Annotated in this window: 25 protein-coding genes, 1 tRNA gene and 1 pseudogene; 9 read left to right on the forward strand and 18 right to left on the reverse strand. The window is 54.4% G+C overall.

The annotated features are described in order from the left end of the window. The first annotated feature begins 161 nt into the window (after positions 1–161). On the forward strand, positions 162–1,067 hold the full coding sequence (locus ACFOWX_RS00385; RefSeq protein WP_381420471.1) for a sigma 54-interacting transcriptional regulator: 906 nt from the start codon (positions 162–164) through the stop codon (positions 1,065–1,067). Here ACFOWX_RS00385 and ACFOWX_RS00390 read toward each other — a convergent pair. The 12 genes and pseudogenes from ACFOWX_RS00390 to petA form a co-directional block, all read right to left on the reverse strand. Then, a complete protein-coding gene (locus ACFOWX_RS00390) occupies positions 1,064–2,470 on the reverse strand; it encodes a HAMP domain-containing sensor histidine kinase (protein WP_381420472.1) in 1,407 nt (468 codons plus the stop codon). The genes ACFOWX_RS00385 and ACFOWX_RS00390 overlap by 4 nt on opposite strands. After that, entirely contained in the window at positions 2,467–3,189 is a 723-nt protein-coding gene (locus ACFOWX_RS00395) for a response regulator (RefSeq protein WP_381420473.1), read from the reverse strand. Before ACFOWX_RS00395 ends, ACFOWX_RS00390 begins: the two co-directional genes overlap by 4 nt. A gap of 138 nt (positions 3,190–3,327) precedes the next feature. Next, entirely contained in the window at positions 3,328–3,954 is a 627-nt protein-coding gene (locus tag ACFOWX_RS00400; protein ID WP_381420474.1) for a hypothetical protein, read from the reverse strand. Positions 3,955–4,437: 483 nt separating this feature from the next. Then, positions 4,438–5,052 (reverse strand): hypothetical protein, encoded by a 615-nt coding sequence (locus tag ACFOWX_RS00405; protein ID WP_381420475.1) that lies wholly within the window; start codon positions 5,050–5,052, stop codon positions 4,438–4,440. A gap of 162 nt (positions 5,053–5,214) precedes the next feature. Continuing rightward, positions 5,215–5,586, reverse strand: a complete 372-nt coding sequence (locus ACFOWX_RS00410; protein WP_381420476.1) for a hypothetical protein — start codon at positions 5,584–5,586, stop codon at positions 5,215–5,217. 3 nt (positions 5,587–5,589) lie between these two features. Continuing rightward, positions 5,590–5,781 (reverse strand): helix-turn-helix domain-containing protein, encoded by a 192-nt coding sequence (locus tag ACFOWX_RS00415; RefSeq protein ID WP_381420477.1) that lies wholly within the window; start codon positions 5,779–5,781, stop codon positions 5,590–5,592. A 103-nt stretch (positions 5,782–5,884) separates the two neighbouring features. Further along, a complete protein-coding gene (locus ACFOWX_RS00420; protein WP_381420478.1) occupies positions 5,885–6,505 on the reverse strand; it encodes a hypothetical protein in 621 nt (206 codons plus the stop codon). A 4-nt stretch (positions 6,506–6,509) separates the two neighbouring features. Further along, positions 6,510–7,730 (reverse strand): annotated as a pseudogene (locus ACFOWX_RS00425) (tyrosine-type recombinase/integrase). A 199-nt stretch (positions 7,731–7,929) separates the two neighbouring features. Further along, positions 7,930–8,003, reverse strand: a tRNA-Gly gene (locus tag ACFOWX_RS00430). Positions 8,004–8,089: 86 nt separating this feature from the next. Next, complete coding sequence (locus ACFOWX_RS00435; RefSeq protein WP_381420479.1) at positions 8,090–8,968, reverse strand: cytochrome c1; 879 nt, start codon at positions 8,966–8,968, stop codon at positions 8,090–8,092. A gap of 18 nt (positions 8,969–8,986) precedes the next feature. Then, positions 8,987–10,282 (reverse strand): cytochrome b, encoded by a 1,296-nt coding sequence (locus tag ACFOWX_RS00440; RefSeq protein ID WP_381420480.1) that lies wholly within the window; start codon positions 10,280–10,282, stop codon positions 8,987–8,989. Positions 10,283–10,296: 14 nt separating this feature from the next. Beyond that, positions 10,297–10,881, reverse strand: coding sequence for a ubiquinol-cytochrome c reductase iron-sulfur subunit (petA, locus tag ACFOWX_RS00445; protein WP_381420481.1), 585 nt, complete (start codon positions 10,879–10,881; stop codon positions 10,297–10,299). A 198-nt stretch (positions 10,882–11,079) separates the two neighbouring features. Between petA and ACFOWX_RS00450 the strand changes: the two genes are divergently transcribed. Both ACFOWX_RS00450 and hemF read left to right on the forward strand, forming a co-directional pair. Then, positions 11,080–11,583 (forward strand): tRNA (cytidine(34)-2'-O)-methyltransferase, encoded by a 504-nt coding sequence (locus ACFOWX_RS00450; RefSeq protein WP_381420482.1) that lies wholly within the window; start codon positions 11,080–11,082, stop codon positions 11,581–11,583. 1 nt (position 11,584) lies between these two features. Continuing rightward, the gene (hemF, locus tag ACFOWX_RS00455) at positions 11,585–12,442 is read left to right on the forward strand and encodes an oxygen-dependent coproporphyrinogen oxidase (RefSeq protein WP_381420483.1); all 858 of its coding nucleotides are present in this window, start codon (positions 11,585–11,587) and stop codon (positions 12,440–12,442) included. 72 nt (positions 12,443–12,514) lie between these two features. Here hemF and ACFOWX_RS00460 read toward each other — a convergent pair whose 3' ends face one another. Further along, a complete protein-coding gene (locus ACFOWX_RS00460) occupies positions 12,515–13,252 on the reverse strand; it encodes a hypothetical protein (protein WP_381420484.1) in 738 nt (245 codons plus the stop codon). A gap of 136 nt (positions 13,253–13,388) precedes the next feature. Between ACFOWX_RS00460 and lipB the strand changes: the two genes are divergently transcribed. The 4 genes from lipB to ACFOWX_RS00480 all read left to right on the forward strand — a co-directional run bounded on the left by lipB (position 13,389) and on the right by ACFOWX_RS00480 (position 16,046). Continuing rightward, positions 13,389–14,063, forward strand: coding sequence for a lipoyl(octanoyl) transferase LipB (lipB, locus tag ACFOWX_RS00465; RefSeq protein WP_381420485.1), 675 nt, complete (start codon positions 13,389–13,391; stop codon positions 14,061–14,063). Positions 14,064–14,089: 26 nt separating this feature from the next. Further along, positions 14,090–14,371, forward strand: a complete 282-nt coding sequence (locus ACFOWX_RS00470; RefSeq protein WP_381420486.1) for a hypothetical protein — start codon at positions 14,090–14,092, stop codon at positions 14,369–14,371. After that, entirely contained in the window at positions 14,371–15,663 is a 1,293-nt protein-coding gene (locus ACFOWX_RS00475) for an NADH:flavin oxidoreductase/NADH oxidase family protein (RefSeq protein ID WP_381420487.1), read from the forward strand. The genes ACFOWX_RS00470 and ACFOWX_RS00475 overlap by 1 nt, the downstream gene beginning before the upstream one ends. Positions 15,664–15,842: 179 nt before the next feature. Then, a complete protein-coding gene (locus tag ACFOWX_RS00480) occupies positions 15,843–16,046 on the forward strand; it encodes a cold-shock protein (protein ID WP_381420488.1) in 204 nt (67 codons plus the stop codon). A gap of 100 nt (positions 16,047–16,146) precedes the next feature. Here ACFOWX_RS00480 and ACFOWX_RS00485 read toward each other — a convergent pair whose 3' ends face one another. The 4 genes from ACFOWX_RS00485 to ACFOWX_RS00500 form a co-directional block, all read right to left on the reverse strand. Further along, entirely contained in the window at positions 16,147–17,859 is a 1,713-nt protein-coding gene (locus ACFOWX_RS00485) for an AMP-binding protein (RefSeq protein ID WP_381420489.1), read from the reverse strand. A 94-nt stretch (positions 17,860–17,953) separates the two neighbouring features. After that, a complete protein-coding gene (locus ACFOWX_RS00490; RefSeq protein WP_381420490.1) occupies positions 17,954–19,066 on the reverse strand; it encodes an MBL fold metallo-hydrolase in 1,113 nt (370 codons plus the stop codon). A 101-nt stretch (positions 19,067–19,167) separates the two neighbouring features. Further along, entirely contained in the window at positions 19,168–19,881 is a 714-nt protein-coding gene (locus ACFOWX_RS00495) for a DUF1013 domain-containing protein (RefSeq protein WP_381420491.1), read from the reverse strand. A gap of 62 nt (positions 19,882–19,943) precedes the next feature. Next, complete coding sequence (locus ACFOWX_RS00500) at positions 19,944–20,933, reverse strand: acyltransferase family protein (protein WP_381420492.1); 990 nt, start codon at positions 20,931–20,933, stop codon at positions 19,944–19,946. Positions 20,934–21,088: 155 nt separating this feature from the next. Between ACFOWX_RS00500 and ACFOWX_RS00505 the strand changes: the two genes are divergently transcribed. Further along, positions 21,089–21,838 carry a hypothetical protein gene (locus ACFOWX_RS00505; protein ID WP_381420493.1) on the forward strand — a complete coding sequence of 250 codons (750 nt, stop codon included), beginning with the start codon at positions 21,089–21,091 and terminating at the stop codon, positions 21,836–21,838. A gap of 53 nt (positions 21,839–21,891) precedes the next feature. On the opposite strand, the gene ACFOWX_RS00510 is transcribed toward ACFOWX_RS00505, so the two are convergent. Next, positions 21,892–22,893: an NAD(P)H-quinone oxidoreductase gene (locus ACFOWX_RS00510; RefSeq protein ID WP_381420494.1), complete on the reverse strand. Its 1,002-nt coding sequence runs from the start codon at positions 22,891–22,893 to the stop codon at positions 21,892–21,894. A 99-nt stretch (positions 22,894–22,992) separates the two neighbouring features. Here ACFOWX_RS00510 and ACFOWX_RS00515 point away from each other — a divergent pair, with 99 nt between their 5' ends. Continuing rightward, a complete protein-coding gene (locus ACFOWX_RS00515) occupies positions 22,993–23,187 on the forward strand; it encodes a DUF1192 family protein (RefSeq protein WP_381420495.1) in 195 nt (64 codons plus the stop codon). Positions 23,188–23,215 lie beyond the last annotated feature (28 nt).

A 23,215-nucleotide genomic window follows, 5' to 3' on the forward strand; every position in this document is an offset into this window, starting at 1 on the left:
ATACCATCGCCACGGTCCGAATTGGACAGGCTTGCCGCCCATACGGATTGACGGCGTTAACCCATTCTACCTAATCTAAAAAAACACCCTTTCTGGACGGCCGCCTTCCCCAATGGCGCATGCGATTTTTGCATTCGCGCGATAATTTTGGGAGAAGTTTTATGTATAACCACCGCACAGGTCGAGGCCTGCTGACACAGGTGCAGGGCAAGGGGCCACCTGGCAATATCATCATCGGCCGCAGCGACGCCGCGCATAGCCTGCGTCAGATGGTCGCGCTCGCGGCGGGGTCCAACGCGCCGCTGCTGATCACGGGGCCGGCGGGGTCCGGTAAGACTGTTACCGCCCGGGCAGTCCATGCTGCATCGGCAAAGCGCAATGGCCCTTTTATCCGTGCCGATTGTTCGGGATTGGGTAGCGATGCCATGATGACGCTATTTGGCATAGGACGGGACGGAATAGCCCCGAAGCTGCAACGGAAATCCTATCTGCAAATGGCTCGTGGCGGCAGCATCCTCTTTAATGAAATCGCCGATTTGCCGCGCGATTTACAAGCCGTGCTGCAACAAATTTTGTCGGGTAAGCCGGTTCCCGGCCTGCCCATCGAACCGCATCAATATGGCCAAATCCGGATCATAGCCTCCACCCGTCAAGCGCTGGGTCATTTGATTGGCGAGGACCAATTTCGGCAAGATCTATATTATAGCCTATCCCTGCTTTCCATCCCGGTCCCGCCGCTGCGGCACCGGCGCACGGATATATTGACGCTGATTGAATATTTTCTGATGCCGCAAAGTGAAACGAAGCGCTTCACGCTGGACCGCGAGGCATTACAGTTGCTCGGAACCCATTTCTGGCCTGGAAATATCCGCGAATTGCGCAATCTTGTTGCCAGGGCGTGCCATTTTTATCCCGGGGCTATTATTGGGCCGCAGCAAATCGGCGCGTTGCTGCGGATGGGTGATCCGGCGACATCTCATGCAACGCCAGCCCGGCCCCGGCACGCTGAAACTGATCATACATGGGGCCGCATGAGTTTGCCCTGCCCTGATCCCGGCTGCCGTTAACCCGCTGGCAAAATCATTGTCGCGCGCAGGCCGCCTTCAGCTCTGTTTATTAGCTTCACTTCGCCGCCATGTGCCGAAGCGATAGCGCGCGCGATGGTCAGGCCGAGCCCCGATCCGCCCGTGCCGCGATTGCGGGAACTGTCCATACGGATGAAGGGCTGAAACATATCATCCATTTGTTCAGGCGGAATACCGCGGCCTGTATCATCAATATGCACCGCGATCCGTCCGGCGTCTTGCACCACCGAAATTTCTGCATTGCCGCCATGTTTGACCGCATTACCGATCAGATTGCGGATCGCACGGCGCAGCAGGACCGGGCGTATGTGCGCCAAAATCCGCTGTTCAGGCTGCACCATGCGCACATCCGCTCCCGACGCCGCAAATTCGTCGGCAATCGCATCGACCAATGCGCCCAAATCGGTCTGCTGCTTTTCCTCTCCCGATTTGCCGAGCCGCGCGAGTGTCAATATGTCATCCAATATCGTCACCATCTCGTCGATCGCGGCGATCATTTTGCCCCGCTCCGCATCATCCTCAACCGATTCCACCCGCACCCGGAGCGCGGCGAGCGGCGTTTTCAAATCATGACCTATCGCGCCCAGCATGACGTCTTTTTCACCCAAGAGCGTGCTCACCCGCGATTGCATGATGTTGAAACTATCCACCAAATTACGGATATCCGACGGCCCTTCGCTGTGCAGCGGTGCGTCTTCTCCCGCCAGCCCAACGCGGCCAACCCGTTCAGTCAACCTTTCCAACGGCTTGACAATACGGCGCGTCACCAGCGCGAGCGGGATCAAAACGGCGGCATATAATGTCAAAGTCTGGAGCAGCAGCACAAATATCGAACCCGGATCGCGCGGGCGGACAAAAACGGCTGCACTTATCCACTGCCCATTTCCGGTTTTCGCGGTCAGCAGCATCGCATCCTGCGGCATATCGCGGCCGGAACGGCGTTGCCGCTGAACAAAGCGGCTTTGCATCAAGCCCCGTGTCAGAGCCTCGGGAAGCGCGGATATCGGACCAGAGGAGATTTGCACCTCGGTCAGGCTGTTATCGCCTTGGGCGAAAAACTCGGCTGCTCGTTCGGTAAAATCGTCGCGGACGGTAAATTGCGGCAGTTGCAGCCGGCTATCATTGACATTGATCATCACCGCCGGATTGCGGCGGCGGCCTTGCCTTTGCCGGGTCCAGTCGCGGCCCCGTTCGGCATTGCGTTCTGCCTGATTGGCGACGCGGCCAACCAGTAATGTTGCCGCCTCCGCATTGCTGCGCCCGCGCGCCGCATTTAACAGCATCGCGGCATTTATCGCCTGCGCCGCCAATAATGCCAGCGCGGCAACAAACAATATCTGCCCATATAGGCTTTTGGGCCAAAACGAGGATAGAAGCCGCTTCATGATAATTTCTGGACTATAGCCGAAAAACGATAGCCGCCGCCCCAAATGGTTTTGATCATCTGCGGATCTTTGGCGTCGGCCTCTATTTTGCGGCGCAGGCGGCTGATTTGATTATCGATCGCGCGGTCAAACGGCCCACCCTCTCGCCCCCGGGTCAGGTCGAGCAACTGTTCGCGGCTGAGCACTTGGCCTGCACGGGTGACCAATACTTCCAACATCCGATATTCGCCCGATGACAAGGGGATCAGCACGCCATCCGGATCAAACAGATTTTGTTCATTTGTTTTCAGGGTCCAGCCATCAAAATAATAGCTTTCCCCTTCGCTGCGGATATTTTTGGCACCGGATTCGATGCGGCGCAAAATGATTTTGATCCGCGCCACCAACTCGCGCGGAGAAAACGGTTTTACCACATAATCATCCGCGCCGATTTCCAATCCGACAATGCGGTCGGTTTCCTCCGATTTAGGGGTCAGCAATATGACTGGCGGTCCGTCACTCGCGGCAATATGACGGCATAGGCTCAGCCCATCCTCACCCGGCATCATGATATCGAGCAACACCAAATCAATGTCATAGGCGATCAACATGGAACGCGCCGCAGAGGCATTGTCCGCCTCCGCAACCCGAAAACCCTGCTTTTCAAGATATTTGCCCAACGGTTCGCGGATCGATGCTTCATCATCAACGAGCAATAGATGGGGTCTGGTTTTTGACATAGTTGATGACACCTTCACCGTTCCGCTTTAGCGGAAAAAACCGGAGCAGCCACTTGAAATGACTGCCCCGGCCAATGGTGCACGGGATAGGGGGAGGGAGGAAGCCCCGCGCATTCAAACTATATGATAGGACGAGGCTTACCCTTCGTCGCGGCCACCGCGGCGTTCGTCGCGCATGGCTTTACGCTGCGCTCGGCGCTCTTCTTTGGTAATGTTACCATCGCCATCGGCGTCGGCTTTAGTGAAGCGAGCGAGCGTTGCCGCGTCAAATTCGGCGCGGCTGATGGCTTTATCGCCATTGGTATCAGCGCGGCCCCATTTGCCGACATCATCGCCGCCACCACCGCCCATTGCGCCGCGCATGCCTTTGCCGCCACGGCGTCCTTCGCCGCGCATCTCACCGTCACCTCCGCCACGCCCGGCCCGCGCCGCACGGCGTTCCCTGCGCTCTTCCATCTTCGCATTGTGGTTCGCGAGAAACTCAGCCTCAGTTACCACGCCATTATTGTCCGCGTCCATTTCGGCAAAGCGCTGTTTCACTCTCGCTTCACGGTCGGCCGCATCAATCTGACCATTGCCGTCGGCATCCATTTTGGCAAAACGGGCGTCTGCTGCGGCCATGGCTTCGGCTTTGCTGATCATATCATTGCCATCGGCGTCTGCTTTCATACCTCGACCCCCGCCTGGCGCCGCAAATGCGACCGTAGCGGCTGCGGCCATCACAAGCGCAGAAGCGCCGCCCCAAATTGTCAGTTTCTTTTTCATCGTATCATCCTTTGTTGGTCAAACCGGATTGGTACCGGATTGACACCTTTATGAAGATGATATGTCGCAATATTTTGCCGGAAAAGAAGTCAATTGTCGCAAATTGTATCAACACGGCATCATGGTTCATTTTGCCGAAAGACAACCCGGTTTCACCGCAAGCAAAGTCGGATAAACATCCAGGCGGTAAGGGGAATCGCGTTTCACTCTATAAACAGCATTTTTCCTTTATATCTGAATTTACCAATATCAATTGGCCCCCAATATGGCCCCCAAAGCTATCTTGCCACTCTCGCTTGATCAATTTTGCGGGGTATCGCCGCTGCCTTCTGTTTTTCAAACTGAACCGAAAACTAAACTTAACCCCAACAACAAACAGAGGGGGTTATATGAGCCGGGGAGCGTTGCGTAAAATGCGGTTATCCAGCGCATACCGTCTCGTCGATCGAACCGGAAGGACCCGAAAATATTGAGCCTGTTTGATTAACCGGCCAAGCATTGGGCAACAGATGCACGCTTACCGATGATTCCGCCTGTATATTCAATTCGCTGCAAACCTATTGCTTTTGCAGTTTCATCATCTGCGCCTTTCAACAGATAGCCCATAACATTTTGCAAGTTCACCCGATACCGATCCGGGCTCGTTTTGTAGCAATTCAGCGTGCCACCTATGCGGCTGGTATGCACCGCTCCCTTTCGATAGGGCTTGCCGCTCACCTTTGACAGCCAGCGCCGCCACATACGCCCTAGGGGAATGTTAGAGGGGCAATGCAGCAGGATATGGACGTGACTGCCCTTTGTGCTTGTGCCTTGCTCTCTCACCCACAGCCAAGCGGCCCGCTGCCCCTTGGTGCGCAGCCAGTCGCTCATGAGCTTCACAAATTTGCCGATAACCTGAATCACTTGGCTATCAGGAATATCAAACTTGCCCCAATGGACGGTTACGTGGCGGTTAAGGGGAAGGCCAATCTCCACCGCTTTCTTGCAAGCTGCTATCAGCCTTCTCGCCATTCGCTCATTCAAACCGTGGCTTGTTCTGTCTGCACTGTTACGGGCTCCACCCCAGCCGCCCGCAATCACAGGTTGAGATATTATCATATCGCATATTGCCGTGTCACTACGCGCGCACGCGTAAGCAATATCCATACCAGTTTTGGAAACTGCCGCTTTTATGCGGCTCACAGGCTCGCGCAGACAAGGCCGTTGCCTTACCATTTTGGCATCTTTCGTAAGTTTCAAGTTTGCGGGTGAAAGTCAGCTTTACTGCGGCTTTTCAGGTCCTTTATCGGAGTTTACCCGGATAAGGCGCCCAGCCGTTAAAAGCCGGTATCGCGCTTCCCGCGTTGCCCCCTCGCGGCTGGTCTCAATATCCAGCCCCGCCTCTCGCATGACATGGATGGTTGCGCCCAGCCTTATGCACCACGGTAAGCAATAGCGCTGTGATACACCACCGGATGAATTGGCAAGCATGGATAATATCCGCGCTCGTTGCCCTCTAAATCTCCATTTGCGGCCATCTGGGCAGCGAAAGGTTGCAATCCCTTGCATGATAGCCAATTGGCCTAGTGCCCGCACAGCGTTGGCTCTGCCCCCGGTTGCCGCCGGGGGCTTTTCATTTTGCGGATTGTCCATGGCTCATTCCGCCTTGCCAGCGATAAAAGCATTTAGGCTTTCGGCTGGTATGATGGTGCGCCCGCCAATGCGCCGCGCTTCCAGCCGACCGGCGGCGATATGCGTATAAAGGGTGGACCTTCCCAAGCTCGACGCCGCGACCGCCTCGCGGATCGAATAAGCCAGCTTTGCAGTTTTTTGTGTATCGGTTGTCATTGGATTACCTCATTCGTTGTTGAATGCGGGTGGAATATCCGAGGCATTTAATGCTGTCGGGTGACAAATGACTGAGGCCAGAATTTTATCCCTACTAATTCAGTTACTGCCTGCGGTTTAAGGCCTTGTAAATTCGATCAAACCTTAGATCATCTTTTGATCTGTTTTTTTTGGGAAGGCATTGCATTACCGCACTGTAGTTTGACATTTTCGGATTGCTGGCGATTAGCGCTTTCGCCTCTACCAGTATTTTATTATCGCGCTGGTTAGATAGGCCTTTCGGCCTTCCGACCGGCACAGTTTCTTGGCCATTTGCAGCAGCAGCTACTCGTTCCCAGCCAGCTTCCGAGATAGTGATACCGCTCCACTTAATTTCCATCGAATCATACCGACGTTCTTCAACACGATAAAATTCTCCAGACTGCCAATCGCATCCATATCCAAATTGGCCATCCCACTTGCAATTCTCCCAATCTTCTGGATCGTCCGGTTTCCACATTTCTGGAAATTCAATTTCCTTAAAGCGCTCCCAGAAACTATTTGGCAATTTGCAATCTATAGCCGAACGATTCTGCGCTTTCTCTTCGCCTGACGAAATGGATACGGAGTAATTCCCCCTCGAACGAACGCTCCCATTTTTTAATAGTGATAAAGCAGCCTGCGCTACCGCGAGATTATTCGGCGAGCGGCGAACCGCTGCTGCTAAATCTATGCGTTTTCGCATTGCACTAACCCGCGCTGCGCTCAGGAAACGCCACCACATCCGCCCCCTTGCGCAGCGCCTCCAGATGGTCGCTCCACCATTGCGCCATTTGCACCCGCTCTGCCCAATGCTCCCCGCGATGATAGGCGGCGCGCACCTTATTTGGTTCGCCATGTGCCAACGCTCGTTCAATCGCGTCAAAGGACCATTTGCCGCTTTCATTCAGCAAGGTTGACGCCATCGCGCGAAAGCCGTGCGCGGTCATTTCATCGCTGGCATAGCCCAGCCTTCGCAAACCGGCGTTTAATGTGTTTTCGCTCATCGGGCGGGCACGGGTGCGGATGGATGGAAAAACAAAGCCGCTTGGCCCCGTAACGCCTCGAATGTCCTGCAGCAACGCAATGGCTTGCTTAGATAGCGGCACATGGTGAGGCTTTCGCATTTTCATCTTGCCGGCCGGTATCGTCCAGACAGCAGCCTCAAAATCAAACTCACCCCATTCGGCCCGGCGCTGCTCCCCCGGTCGCACAAAGACATGGGAGGCAAGCTGCAATGCCCATTTGGTAAGGCCGTAGCCCTGATAACCATCAATCGCCCTTAAAAGCGCTCCAGCCGCCTTTGCATCGGTTACAGCGTCATAATGTTTGACCGTGGGGGCGGTAAGCGCGCCGCGCAAATCACGGGTTGGATCGGATGGCAGCCGCGCTGTTGCTACCGCATAGCGAAAAACGGCCCCTGCAAGCTGCAACGTCCTATTTGCGCTTTCGTGATTGCCCTTGGCCTCAATCTTGCGCACCGCCGCCAATATGTCGGCTGGCTCAATATCGGCGATGGGCAGGCGTCCTATGAAAGGGACAGCAGATATTCACTGCGCTTTGCGGTCGCGGGGGACCATGCTTTTTTGCCATCGCGCTTTCGCTTGGCGCAAAATTCCGCTGCTACCGCCTCAAAGCTATTGCCCGATGCAATTTCCCGCTGCGCCTTTTCCTGCTGCTTTTGGCGCGATGGATCGACGCCCCAGCTATGAGCGCCCTCGCCTTATCCCTAGCGGCTCTTGCAGCGCTCAGAGTGGCATCGGATATATGCCAAGGCTCAATTTCTTTTCGCGGCCATCTATGCGATATTTAAGCCGGCACAATCTGCCGCCCGTAGGCTGGACCAAAAGGAGTAACCCCTTTTCATCACCCAGCTTACGCGGTTTTTCGCCGGGCTTTGCGTTTCTTATTTTCACATCGGTTAAGGCCATAATTTCGCCATTCCTTCCCCAAATGGCCCCCATTTGGGGGCCAGCCGAAAAGACTATCTGCGCCATGGTCCCCAGCGTGGCCCCCATTAAAGAGTGATTGCGGCTGGACATGATGGCACGTCATCGGCTTAATTATTCGGGAATAGTATGGAATTACAGCGATTGGCAAGACGTATCTGGACAATGCTGGATAAGATAATGGAGCGGGTAAGGGGAATCGAACCCCTCTAGCTAGCTTGGAAGGCTAGAGCATTACCACTATGCTATACCCGCCCGCTCCGGCCAGTTGGCAATATCGCCCGCTGGCATCAACGGCGCTGCTATTGCCATTAAGCAGCAACGCCGTCAATATTTTTGCATCAATGTTTCTTGTCGGCCCAAATGGTCTTGTAAGACATAAAGGCCAAACCAGTGAAAATGATCAGGAAGATCAGCGCTGCCCAGCCCGCTGTTTTCCGGTTTTCCATTTTTGGTTCCGCTGTCCAAGTCAAGAAGGACGAGACGTCACGGGCCATTTGATCTACAGTTGCCTTGGTTCCGTCATCATAGGTCACTTGCCCTTCACCGGTTAGCGGTGCGGCCATTGCGATATTCAAGTTGGCAAAATAGGGGTTGTAATGGAGCGTGCCAGGCGCCTTTTTCGGGTCGCGTGGGTCGGATCCTGATCCAGCGGCCACATCCGGGAATTTCTTTTTCAATTCCGCAGGCTGTTTCTGATAACCGGTCAGCAAGCTGTAAACATAAGCGGGGCCGTCATGGCGCGCTTTGGTAATCAGCGACAGGTCAGGCGGCAAAGCACCATTATTCGCGGCGCGAGCAGCCACTTCGTTAGGATATACCAAAGGAATTTTATCCGCCGGAATGGACGGACGCGATGACGCTTCACCGGTTTCAGGATCAATAGACGGGGTTTCGGTTGGCCAGCCTTTGGCAATTGCCTTCACTTCGTCTTCATTATAGCCGATTTCTGCAAAGTTACGGAAGGCAACAAGGTTCATGCTGTGGCATGCCGCGCAAACTTCCTTATACACCTTAAATCCGCGTTGCAGCTGCGCCCGGTCATATTTGCCGAACATACCATCGTGGGCAAATTTAACCTCTTTTGGTTTTTTGTGGAAAGCGTGCTCGGCCGTTTCCTCAGTTTTCGTGGTTGCCGCGGTGTAGATACCGTCGCCCAATGCCAATACCAGCATCATGACGAAAAACGCACCGATCAGGCCTCCAAATATACGAACCATGATAATTTACTTCCCTGTTTATGCTGCCGCTTCTTGGAGCGGTTTGCCGGTGACGGCTTCGGTAATGGAATTTGGCAAAGGCAGAGGCTTTTCAATCCGCGACACGATCGGCAAGATGATCAAGAAATGCGCAAAATAATAAGCCGCGGCCAATTGGCTGAGCAACACCCAAGGCTGTTCGGCAGGCATGGCACCGCAAACCCCCAGGATCAGGACGCTTGGGACCAGACCAAACCAGAAAAACTTCTTAAACAATGGCCGGTAATTGCCCGAACGAACGGGTGAGGTATCAAGCCATGGCAAGAAGAAGAACAGCAAGATCGACCCAAACATAGCGAGAACGCCCATCAGCTTTGCCGGGATAATGACAATGCCGGTAAAAGGAATGCCGAAATCGACGGTGAATGCTTTCAAGATCGCGTAGAAAGGCAGATAATACCATTCAGGCACAATATGCGCCGGTGTCGACAGCGGGTTGGCCGGAATATAATTGTCCGGATGGCCCAGCATATTGGGCGCAAAGAAGGTGATCGCCACAAAGAAGATCAAAAATACGCCCAATCCAAAGCCGTCTTTCGCGGTGTAATAAGGGTGGAAGGGAACAGTGTCGGATTCCGCTTTAATATGAACACCCGTGGGGTTGGATGATCCCGGAATATGCAGCGCCCAAATATGCAGGATAATAACACCCGCGATAACGAAGGGCAGCAAATAGTGCAGCGAGAAGAAGCGGTTCAACGCCGCTTGATCCGGAGCAAATCCGCCCAGCAGCCATTGACGCAATGGCTCACCCACCACCGGAATGGCGGAGAAGAAGCCTGTAATAACCTGCGCGCCCCAGAAGCTCATTTGTCCCCAAGGAAGCACATAGCCCATGAAACCGGTCGCCATCATCAACAAGAATATGACCACGCCCAAAAGCCAGATCATTTCGCGCGGCGCTTTGTAGGAACCGAAATATAGGCCGCGGAACATGTGGATATAAACCACGATAAAGAAGAAGCTTGCCCCGTTCATATGCGCATAACGGATGAACCAGCCGGCTGGCACGTCGCGCATGATATGTTCAACCGAATTAAACGCGACGCCGACATTCGCGGCATAATGCATGGCTAGGATAATGCCAGTAATGATCTGGATCATCAAAGCCGCACCGGCGAGAACGCCAAAATTCCAAAAATAGTTCAGATTGCGTGGAACCGGATAACCGGCACCGACTGCATTATAAACCAAACGCGGCAGCGGCAGACGTTCGTCCACCCACTGCATAACCGGATTTTGCGGCGTATATTGTTGTGCCCAGGGAAAGCTCATATCTCTTCTCGTCCTCAGCCGATTTTTACGACAGTATCGTTCAGGAAACTATATTCCGGAACGGTTAAATTCAGCGGTGCAGGACCCTTGCGAATGCGCCCCGCCGTATCATAATGCGAACCATGGCATGGGCAGAAATAGCCGCCAAATTCGCCCTTAATCTCACCTGCAGCGGCGCCCAATGGTACGCAACCCAAATGGGTGCAGACGCCAAGTGTAATCAGCCAATTTTCTTTATTTGGCTGCGTGCGCTCGGCCAAAGTTTGCGGATCGCGCATACTGGACACATCCGCACTATTTGCTGCCTTAATTTCATCAGCGGTCAAGTTCCGAATGAATACCGGTTGCTTGCGCCAGCTGGTTTTAATGGCCTGACCCGCTTCGATTTTCGACACATCGACTTCAATCGATGACAAAGCGACCACGTCCGCGCTCGCGCTCATTGTCGAAAGCACCGGCAGTGCGATTGCGCCTGCGCCCACACCTGCGAAGCTGATTGTCGCGATATGGATGAAGTCGCGGCGGCGCACAGGCTGTTCACCTGTTGCTTCTAGCGCTGCATTTTCAGTCGCATCTTTTGTTTTTTTGACCGTAGCCATAAACTGCCCTCATGTTGCGGGTATTCAGGCATAAACGCCAATCACCCTGCTGTCAAAAACCCCATTTGCGTCAACCGATATAAGTTATAAGTCGCGCACGATTCTGCGGCCTGATAGACGTGTTTATAGCCATTTGCCAACAGGGAATTTGGACAATAATAGGGTCAAGCGATTGCAAATTATGAAAGTAGCCTAATCTTGCCCCTACGGATTGCCCTTTACCAACCCGATATCGCCGGAAATGTCGGCACAATTTTGCGCATGGCCGCTTGTTTTGGCGTGGGATGCGACATCATCCACCCATGCGGATTTGCCTTTTCCCAGCGCAGTTTGAAACGGGCGGGTATGGATTATCTGGACCAAGCGAACATTACCGAACATGACGATTGGGCCGCGTTTGAACATAGCGCGGAGGCGCATAACCGCCGGATCATCCTCTTGTCGAGCAAGGCCTCTGTGCCCCTGCCCCAGGCAAATTTCATGTCCGACGACATCATATTGATGGGCAGTGAGAGCAAAGGTGCGCCGCCTGCCGTCCATGACCGCGCCGATATGCGCGTCCATATTCCCATGCAGCCGGGATTTCGTTCATTAAATGTTGCTGTTGCCGCTGGCATCGCTTTGTCCGAAGGGTTAAGACAGACACAGCAATTTCCCTGCCCGCCAATTCCCCTTGGCCGGCAAAGTGATGAAGGAATCTAATATGGCCCTGGAGTTAGACCAACGCCAAAGCGCCGCGCGGCAATGGTTTGAAGATTTGCGCACACGGATCTGTGATGCGTTCACGGCAATTGAACGCGAGGCAGGATCCGATGCGTCGTTTGAATATCTGCCGTGGGACCGCACCGATGATAGCGGCGACGACGGCGGCGGCGGTGTGCGCGGCGTGATGAAGGGCAAAATATTTGAAAAAGTCGGCGTCAATGTGTCCACCGTTGGCGGCGCGTTCAACCCCGAATTTGCCAAAAGCATCCACGGTGCAGAGGATAACCCCGCCTTTTTCGCCACGGGGATCAGCTTGGTTGCGCATATGGCCAATCCCCATGTGCCCGCCGTGCATATGAATACGCGGCTGCTGACCACCACCAAAAGCTGGTTTGGCGGCGGCGCGGATTTGAACCCGCCTATTCCGTATCAAGAGGATACCGAAGAATTTCACGCCCGGCTGCGCGCGGCCTGCGTCCCTTATGGCCCGGAATTATATGAACGGTATAAGGCGTGGGCCGATGATTATTTCTACATACCGCACCGCCAAATGCACCGCGGTGTCGGCGGGATATTTTACGACCATCTGGAAAATGAGAGCGACGCGCTGTTCGACCGTAATTTCGCCTTCACCCGCGAAGTCGGCGAAGCGTTTCTGGATATATTCCCGAAATTGGTGCGGCGGCGCATGGATATGCCATTTACCGACGAAGAAAAACATCAGCAGCGCGTCTGGCGCGGCCGCTATGCCGAATTCAACTTGATCTATGATCGGGGTACATTGTTTGGATTAAAAACCGGCGGCAATATCGATGCGATATTGATGAGCCTTCCGCCCGATGTAGCGTGGGATTAAACCGCACCGGCCGTAGAAAAGGGGCAGCAAAGCGTGTGCCAGCTGCCCCTTTTGGTGATTATACTCCGGTGCCTAACGGATAGGGTTACTAACGTCAGATGCCGCCATTTGTTTGTAGACCGCAATAACTACAAATAGAAAAACGACGCTTAAAATAGTTGAAAAAACGGTGTCGACCACAGACGCCAATGTCGCCGAAATCAGACCCAAAAGACCGCCCGCGACGAGCGATGCAACCAGATACAACGCCCCGCCGACAATCCCGATAATCAGGAAAAAACCAAAAATACGCAGGCTGTTGCCTTTGGTGAGATTCCACGATCGAGAAAGCGCTTCGATCGGGCTTTTAATTCCTTCACCGGCAATTGCTGGACCAATTAATGAGAATTTAATCGCAAGATACACACCGGGAATGATCAACAATATCAAGCCAAGCGTAATGGCGATGGTGCTCATCAATCCAGCCAGGAATAAGGTCAAAAATGAACCCATTGCCAAACCAAGCGCTTCACCGACGGTGGGACGGCCATTGCCAAGAACCAAATGATAAATCGCCAGATTTCCAACCATGCCGAGGATCGACATCACGAACAACCATGGCGCCATTGCTGAAAGGAAACCAGTTAGCATTGCCAATTGAGCGCCGGGATCCATTGCGGCATCAATTTCGGGCGGCGGCATCATCACCGCGAAAATTGCACCTGGCAGAAATATAAACAGTCCCGCAATCGGCAAAACCAGTGATTGATGCTGTTTCATCATCGCCACCGCATCATTCCATGCGGCGGTAAAATCCAAATCTCTTTTCATAGTTGCTGATCTCCCCGAGGTCATTGGTAGGTAGGCATAGCCTATGCGCTGTCTCCTGAAAAAGAAACAGGCTTTTTTATAGCATGTCATCGTTGGTATATTTGCTTTTCGCGCTGCCTCCTGTAACCGGATGGCCATGTCATTTGATCCGAATATTGACTGGGACATTGCCAATCGCCCCATCCCATATCCCGATGCTCTATCGCAGATGGAGGCGCGGCAGGGTGCCATTCGGGACAGCGGAGCGAAGGAGCAGGTCTGGCTGCTGGAACATCCGCCGCTCTATACCGGGGGGACGAGCGCCGATCCTGCCGAATTGCTGAGCCGGGAATTTCCGGTTTATGAAACCGGCCGGGGCGGGCGCTATACCTATCATGGACCGGGGCAGCGCGTGGGTTACGTAATGCTCGACCTGAACCAAAGGGGCAAAGACGTCCGATGCTATGTCCATGCCTTGGAAGGCTGGGTCATCGCTGCCCTTGCCCGCTTTGATGTTGCCGCGCGCAGAGCGGAGGGCCGCGTTGGCATATGGTGCGATAACCGCGATGGACAAGAAGCCAAAATCGGCGCGATTGGCGTGCGCATCCGCCGCTGGGTCACTGCCCATGGTTTTGCCGTTAACATCAACCCGGACCTGTCGCATTTCGCGGGCATTGTCCCGTGCGGGATATCCGAATATCCCGTGACCAGCCTGTCGGACCTTGGCATCACCGCTGCCATGGGTGATTTCGACGCAGCGCTTACCGAAACTTTTCCTGATTTCCTGTCCGCCCTTGCCAAAGCCGCCGGGCTTTGTAACGTGGACCAATGATCACATTTTCAAGAGAGACTATATCTATGCGTCCCATGCTTCCCCTTGCTGCCCTGTTCCTTCTGCCTGCACTGGCCGCCTGTTCATCGGAGAAAGCGGAAAAGCCGTCAGAAGACAATGCCGTCACCCAAACCCGTATGGATGATATTGACAAGATTGAAGGCACCATCAGCGATGAGATGATCGACACCAGCGAAGATAGCGAAGAAGCACCGCTTGCCGGGAAAGAGGATGAAGCGGGCGCAGATAGCGGCGACGGAGAAAGCGTTCCTGCCGACGAGGAAGCAACCGGCGACGCAGCCGAATAATGGCCGTCTCCCTATCGGACCCGCTCACCCTGCCCTGCGGCGCGGTCCTGCCCAACCGTATTGCCAAAGCGGCGATGACCGAGGGGCTTGCCGACATTCACGGCCATCCGACGCCGGAGTTGGAGCGGTTATATGGCATTTGGTCGGATGGCGGTGCGGGGTTGCTGCTATCGGGGAATATCCAAATTGACGCAGACCATTTGGAAAGGCCCGGCAATGTCATTATCGACCGGGAACCGGATGCTCAGATGATGACCGCCCTGTCGGCGCTTGCCAAAGCCGCTACGCGCGGGGGCAATCATTTCTGGGCACAGATCAGCCACGCCGGACGGCAAACAATGAAAGCCGTCAACCCCCATCCCAAAGCGCCGTCGGCCGTGAAACTGGGCTTGCCCGGCGGCCAATTTGGCACGCCGGTGGCCATGACTGAGACGGATATAGCCGCGGTGATCACTGGATTTGTGCGCGCGGCGGTGACGTGTAAAGCGGTGGGATTTACGGGCGTCCAAATCCACGGGGCGCATGGATATTTGCTGTCCCAGTTTTTAAGCCCCCGTTCCAATCAGCGCAGCGACAAATGGGGCGGCAGCATCGAAAACCGGGCGCGCCTGCTGCTTGATATTGTCGCGCAAGTCCGCGCCGCCACCGGGCCGGAATTTCCGATTTCGGTGAAGCTGAATAGCGCAGATTTTCAGCGCGGCGGCTTTGCCTTTGACGAAAGCCTGATGGTGGCACGCTGGCTGGAGGCGGCGGGCATTGACCTGCTGGAAATATCGGGCGGCACCTATGAACAGCCGAAATTGCTCGGGATAGAGGGGCTGGAGGAAGCCGAAGAGCAAAATGTCGCTGCGACGACATTGCAACGCGAGGCTTACTTTGTGGATTTCGCGCTCGCTATGCAGGATGCTGTGTCGGTGCCGTTGATGGTCACTGGCGGTTTTCGCAGCCGCAGCGCGATGGAACAAGCGCTGACGTCGGGCGCGGCCGATATCATCGGGCTGGGCCGCCCGCTATGCTACCAACCCGGTGGGCCAAGGCTTTTGTTGGAGGGTTCAGAGCGATTGCCCGAAATGGAAAAGCAACTCCATCTGATTCCTTCCGCGCTATCATGGCTGAAAAAAATCAAAATGATCCGCAGCATAGACAGTTTCGCCACGCAATATTGGTTTTATAGTCAGCTATATGCGCTGGGCAAAAGCGGGCGGCCAGTGGTGGATCAGTCGGTCTTTGCGTCCTTTCTAGAGGTTGAAGCCACGCATAAACAATGGCTGAAACGGCGCCGCGCCAATTGAATGTGCCCTTTGGCTTGCCTTTTCTACAGAATCTGTCACAACGCGGGTCTGCTAACGTCGTCTGCGACGGAATTTGACGCTGGTTTGACCCTGCACCACCTTCCCCCAAAACCGACACAGGCATAATTACGGACTGATTTTGGCCCGTAAGAACTTGAAGTAAAGAAGAGAAACACATCATGCCAACAGGTACAGTAAAATGGTTTAACGACGACAAGGGCTTTGGCTTCATTACCCCCGATGAAGGCGGAGATGACCTTTTCGCGCACCACAGCGCCATCAATATGCAAGGTTTCAAAACCTTGAAAGATGGTCAAAAAGTGACTTTCGAAGTCGTGCAAGGCCCCAAGGGCTTGCAAGCGAGCAACATCGAAGGCGCATAATCGCGACTTTCGGCGGAAACGCTAATGAAAAAGGAGGACTGTAGCGAAAGCTGCGGTCCTTTTTTATAGGGCGGTTAATTTTGGGCAGGCACCTGCTCGGTCACACGCCTTCTTCAGCGCGCAGCGCCTTACGGTCCAATTTGCCGATCATCGTTTTGGGCAGCGCATCGCGAATCGATAACGCTACGCAGCGTTCATGCTTGCCCAGCCGTTTATTCAGCCATTGCAGCAGCGCCTCTTCATCCGGCTCTGCACCCTCGTTCAATGTCACGAAAGCTTTCGGCTTTTCGCCGGTATAGGCATCGGGAACGCCAATGACCAACGCCTCTCGCACCGCTTCATTTTTATATAAGACATCTTCGACCTGGCTTGGAAAAACCTTAAACCCGCCAACCGCAATCATATCTTTGATCCGGTCCACTATCGCGATGAAACCGTCGTCATCGATCGTTGCCACATCGCCCGTGCGCAGATAGCCGTCCACGAAAACTTCCGCATCGGCATCAGGGCGGTTCCAATAGCCGCGCATCACTTGCGGTCCAGAAAATACCAGCTCGCCAGGCTCGCCTTTGGGCGCGGGTTTTGATGGGTCTTCTTTATCGAGCAGCTTCACGTCAGTACCCGGCACCGGCTGTCCAATAGTGCCCGTTTTACTCATGGCCTGATACGGGTTACTCGACACCACGCCGGAGCTTTCGGTCAGGCCATAGCCTTCAATTACCACCGCGCCCGTGCGTTCTTCAAACCGCGCCTTCAGCTCCGCCGCGAGCGGCGCGCCGCCCGATATACAGGCACGCAACGAAGTGAAATCTGTCTTCGCGATATCGGGACAATCGAGCAGCGCCTGATACATGGTGGGAACGCCCGGCATCGCGGTTACCTTGGTCCGGTTAATCGCGGCCAGCGCCTGACGCGCGTCAAAACGGGGCAGCATGATAATCTCTCCGCCATTATTGACGGTGCGATTGAGTACGGTCGCGTTGGCGAATACATGGAAAAACGGCAGCACGCCCAATATCCGATCCTCCGCCGGATTGGCGGGATCGGTCAACCGAGAATGCGGGTCAATGGCGTTCACCTGCCGCGCATTGGAGGTGATATTCTGATGGCTCAGCATGGCGCCCTTGGGCGTGCCGGTAGTGCCGCCCGTATATTGGAGCAGCGCAATGTCCCGCTCGGGATCGCACGGCTGCGGGATGTAGCCGCCATCATTGGACATCAAATCGCGGTAGCGGGTGATCCGGCTATCTTGCGGTATTGCCGCCGTCTCCCGGCGTTTGAATAGCCGGTAAGCAAGTCCCTTTGCCATGGGCAGCATTTCGGCAACACTGCCGACCACGAGTCCTTTTAACTGCGATTTGTTGAGCACCTTCAGCGCTGTCGGCAGCAGCGCCGCCGCTGATACGGTAAAGATCATGCTGGTGCCGCTGTCGGCGACCTGATGCGATAATTCATCCACGGTATAAAGCGGCGAGAAATTTACCACCGTCGCGCCCGCCGCCAATGCGCCATAATAGGCGGCGACATAATGCGGCACATTGGGCAAAAACAGGCCGATATGATCGCCCTTCCCAATCCCTTTATCCTGCAACCCCTTTGCCACCCGGCGCACGGCAACGGCCATTTCCGCATAGCTGAATTTGCGGCCCATAAAATCCAGCATCGGCCTTGCGCCCTCGCGGCTCGCGCTTTCAAAAAACATCTCATGCAGCGCCAGCGGTGGAAATTCCATGCGCCAGCTGGACGGATGCAGATAGGATTTCGACCAGTCAAATTCACTGTGGGAAATAAGCGGAGTTTCAATATCGGACATAAGGGGCCTGTGGGGGTATCAGGTTGAACTTACTGACAATGTTGTAAGCGGCAGCTTTGGTATAGGCAAGGGGTGGCGAAGGGGCGGCCACATATTATGCCGCACTATACCAACCCACCCCGTCACGTATGTCCAATTTTGCCCGCCCGGCGCGCTCCAAATAGCGCAAATGCGCGGTCGCTTCGCCCGTCGCCAGGCCATAAATACTGTCATCAATGGCCCGCCCAAATAACAGGCCAAATGTATCGACAGCGCGCATTTCCTGCTGACGCAGCGCCGCTTCCAAATCATCTAGCTGCTTATGATGCCCAGCCGCCAGCCGTTCCAGCCGCGCAATCACGCCCTTAAACGGAAATCCATGCGCAGGCAGGACTAGCATATCATCGGGCAATGCCGCCTTAAACTTGTCAATCGAGGCCAGCCATTCGGCGAGCGGATTGGCTTCTGGCTCGCTATCCATGATCGACACATTCGATGTGATGCGGGGCAAAATCTGATCCCCCGCGATGATCACACCATTTTGATAATCCACCATACAGGCATGTTCAGGCGTATGGCCGCCGCCGGTGATAACTGTCCAGTCACGCTTGCCCACCCGGATGAGATCGCCGTCATCCATGCGGATATGTCCGGTCGGCAAGCGCGATACGGCGCGCGCAAAATTGCCCCAGCCCTGTGCGCGCAGCTTATCCAATCTTTCCTCGTCATAGCCTGCAAATTTGCGCCGGGCGATGGTGTCTTCGGGCGGAGCATCGCGGACATCGCTGGTCAACATCCGCGCCATCAGCCATTCGGTCCGGTTCATCCAAACCGGCGCCTTAAACTTATTCGCGAGCCATCCGGCGCAGCCCAAGTGATCGGGATGGAAATGCGTGACAAAAACCCTTTGGAGCGCCCGCCCAGCATAGGGGCCGGCAAATATATCCTTCCACGCATTTATCGTGTCGGGCATAAACAGCCCGGTATCGGCAATGGCAAAACCGCCGGCCACATCGGCATCATCATCAAGCAGCCACAAATTAATATGCGCCAGATTTCCCGGCACCGGCATCCGCGTCCAGCCCAGATCAGGCGCGAGAGGATAAATCTCTCCATAACCCGGCGCATGATCGCCCAACGGATAGGTCAGCCCCTTGAATGTCTTCGCTTCAAAGCCATGGTCGACCAGCGACATATCATAGGATGGGGGCGTATTTGTTTTCGTCATGCCCTATGACTGCCGCAAAGCCAGCGGCGGCGCAATGGTGACGTTAGGGAAGGTGGGGACAGATTGCCGCAGCCTGCCCCTATCCCTCCAACGCGGCGGTTTTAAGCGCCCGGTTTTTTGAACAACGTATCTGCGGTCAGCTCTTCCTTGGCAACTTCGGCCTCTTCGCCATGCAGGGCAGCATCGGCCTTTCTAGCGGCTTCATCGCGCTCGCTGCGCAATTGTTCGATCAAGGCATCACGGTCGCTGCCCAAACGGCCATCTTCGACAGGGGCAGTTTCAATACCTGCTTTTTTGGCGGCTTTGGAAACAATCGCATCCAGCTCACGTTGTGAGCAAAGCCCCAGCGTTACCGGGTCTTTCGCCTGAATTTCGGCGATATTCCAATGGGTGCGGTCACGGATGGCAGATATCGTGTGGCGGGTCGTTCCGATCAACTTACAAATTGCGCCATCGGAAATTTCCGGATGATTACGCAGCAACCATGCAATGCCATCGGGTTTATCCTGACGCTTTGACACCGGCGTATAACGCGGGCCTTTGGTGCGGCGGACCTGTTCGGGGCCTTTACGCATTTGCAGGACATAATCTTCGTCCGCCTGGCCTTTTTCAATTTCTTCCATGCTCAGCTCGCCTGCATGAACAGGGTCGCGGCCGGTATATTTGCTGCCCGTCATATCGTCGGCCATCGCCTGCACTTCCAATATATGCAGTCCGCAAAATTCGGCAATTTGCGGGAAAGCAAGCGCTGTATTGTCAACGAGCCAAGCGGCGGTCGCGTGCGGCATAAGGGGTAACGGTTTTTCCGTAGCCATGAGGCTTCTCCAATGAAAAGGGCCGCCCCTTACCGGAGCGGCCTGAATATGTTGCATGCGTCTTACGCGATGATGCGAGAGTCGGCAAGAGGAAGCTTGTCATTCTGCCTTCTGCGGAAAAGCAAGCGCTGCAAATAACCCGTTAATGGCTTTTCTATACCAATATGCACCGCAATGCTTAGCCCGGCAGATACCGCGATTGCCGCCGGAATGAACATATAATGCAGCGGTAAAAATTGCTGCCATAATAAGGCAAAGCTGCCGATGACCAAGATATGCGTGACGTAAAGCGCATAGGACGCATCGCCTAGCATTAGCAGAAATCTATTCGGTTTGATTTTTCCTTCCCATGCCAACATCCCCGCCACCAGCAACGCCGCAGGTATGCCATAGGCGACTAACCGGCTGTCAATAACATGATGTAATGTCGCCAGCAGCAACAAGGCCGCAACCGGCGTCCAAAGCGGCAATTTGAAACGGATTTTGGCGATCATCACTCCCAGCAAAAATTCAACCATCAATTCGCTGGTGTAAAAACCCGCGATACCGGCCGGGGTAAAATATTTGCCAGCAATGACCAGCAGGATAATCGGCACAGCGACGGCCCAAGTGCGGAATTTTGCTTTGACAAGCAGAGCAATTCCGAAAATGGCGTAGAAGAATATTTCGTAATTTAATGTCCAGCCCGGTTCCACAACGGGGACCATCCAACCATTATCAGGATTGGGCGCGGCAATGAAAAGCAGCGACGCGATGCTATGCCAGCCCCCATATCCTTCAGCTATAATCACCGCAAATGTCATGATCCAATAAAGGGGCACAATCCGGATCAACCGGCGGCCATAAAAACCAAATATCGTCACGTCCGCGTTTTGGGTGGAACGGACCATTATGAAACCGGAAATAACGAAGAAGATATCCACTCCGCTATTAAGCCAAGCGGCCCAGCTATGCATGCCAAACATATCGCCGCGAAAGCAATGATATATAACCACCATAAGAGCAGCCAATGCCCGCAAATATTGCACGCTGTATATTTTCGATGATGGCATGACCCAACCTTTTACCTAGCATAAGCTCTAATCCGTATCAGTTAAATTCTGGTTATATTATTGTGACAGCAGCAGCCGATTTTTTAACATTTTTTCAAACAATATTTGCCAATTGCGAACATACATCACAGGGCATGAAATTTAGGGGGCAAACCATGCTGAAATATATGACGATCGGAATTGTTGCGTTGGTTGCGGCGATATTGGGGCTTGGCGGCGGATCGGGGTTTGGCGGCGATAATCCGACTGCCCGAACCATCGCAGTCAACAGCCCCGCAAAAAGCGCTTACCACGCCTTTGCGACGTCCACCGGCGACGAATATTTTGCGAGCACTTTAATCACCCATGATATTCGGGATAAAATTTCGGTCAAAAATGATGGTAGCAGCAGCATTGTTTACACGATCGCGTCGAGCGAAGGCAGCGAGGCAGTTATCAAATTACAAGTGATCCCAGACCCGAAAAATAGCAATGCGAGCTTGGTCACCGCGAGCTATCTCGTTCCCCCCATTAAAATGGAGAATGATCAAACCAAATATTTGAGTCAGGTTAAAGTGGCGAATGAAGGCCAGAAGGCGCTAAAAAAATTCGCGTCAGCAGTTAGCGGATCGGGCGACACCAAAAAGGCTATTCAGGAGTTTAACATGCTCATGGAAATGGTTGCTATCGTACTGAACCCAGCGATGAAAGATCGCCTGCAAACAACGATGAAGAGCGGCTTTGACGCATTTGACAGTGATGACCAAGCGAGTATCGACAGCGGCGTCAGCAGCAGCACGGGCAGCCGTTGGGACAGCGGGCAAGCGTCGATGGAGGGCAAGCCGTCACTGCAGCTTCCCGAAGAAGATACCCAAGACAGCTTTGGTTCCGAACCAGAATTTGGCGACCCAGCCTATAATCAGTGATGGGCAGAGGGCGGAGCGAGGGTCAGCAGCTGGCCTAAACCAAGCCCGAAAGCCTAAATCTCCAGCACAATCTTGCCGACAAAATCACCGGCTTCCATAAAGGCATGCGCCGCCGCCGCATCGGTGAGGGAGAAGCTTTTGGCCATCTCCGGCCGCAATTCTCCCGAACCCACTGCGTCCCACATTGTCCGGCGAATTTCATCGCATAGCAAAGCCTTAAATTCGTCACTACGCGGACGAAGCGTCGATCCAGTCAGCGTCAAGCGCCGCATCATCACCTGCGCCATATTGATTTCGGCACTCATCCCGCCCTGAACTGCGATCGTAACATGACGGCCATCTTCGGCCAAACATTGCAGGTTGCGGGGGACATAATCGCCCGCCACCATATCCAGAACCATATTGACGCCCGCGCCGCCGGTAATCCGCTTCACCTCGGCGACGAAATCGCTATCTTTGTAATTGATGGCATGGTCGGCACCGATGCTTCGCGCCGCATCGCATTTTTCATCACTGCCGCAGGTGACGATGATGGTGATACCGAATAATTTCGCCAGCTTTATCGCCATTGTGCCAATGCCGCTGGTGCCGCCATGCACCAATATTGTTTCGCCTTCGCAGGCATAGCCGCGCTCAAATATATTATGCCAGGTCGTAAATAATGTCTCGGGTATCGCCGCCGCTTCGGCCATCGACAGGTCGCCTGTAACAGGCAGGCATTGACCGGCCTGTGCGATACAATATTCGGCATAACCGCCGCCTGCAACCAGAGCGCAAATTTTACGCCCGATCATATCGGCAGGACCATCGGCGCCAACGGCTACAACTTCGCCGGAAATCTCCAATCCTGGCAGGTCGCTTGCCCCGGGAGGAGGCGGATAGAGCCCCTTTCGTTGCACGACGTCGGGACGGTTGACACCCGCAAAGGCGGTTTTGATCAACAGCTGCCCCGGTCCCGGCACAGGTACCGGCCGTGTGCATGGCACCAACACCTCTGGTCCGCCAGGTTTGCTTATTTCGATCGCAGTCATATTTTTGGGTAATTCGGTCACCAAACATCCCCCTAAATGCGGCGATTTGCCCTCATCCGCCTGTGCCCTACCGCATTTTTAACTTATTGACAGCAAGCGCGGTTCAGTCAACACTTACCCGCGATGGACGAAGATAATTTACCTTTACGCGGTGACGACCCATTGGCGCGGCTGGTGCGGCAGGATTTGGATCCGCTGTCGCTTAGCGAATTGGACCAGAGAATTGCAGCGTTGAAAGCAGAAATAAGCCGCTGCGAAGCAAAAAAGGCCGCTGCCTCCAGCCATATGTCGGCCGCCGATGCGTTGTTTAAAAAATAAAGACCGCCGGCTGAATGTGATGCCGGGT

Source organism: Sphingorhabdus arenilitoris, from assembly GCF_042651485.1.
Lineage (GTDB): Bacteria > Pseudomonadota > Alphaproteobacteria > Sphingomonadales > Sphingomonadaceae > Sphingorhabdus_B > Sphingorhabdus_B arenilitoris.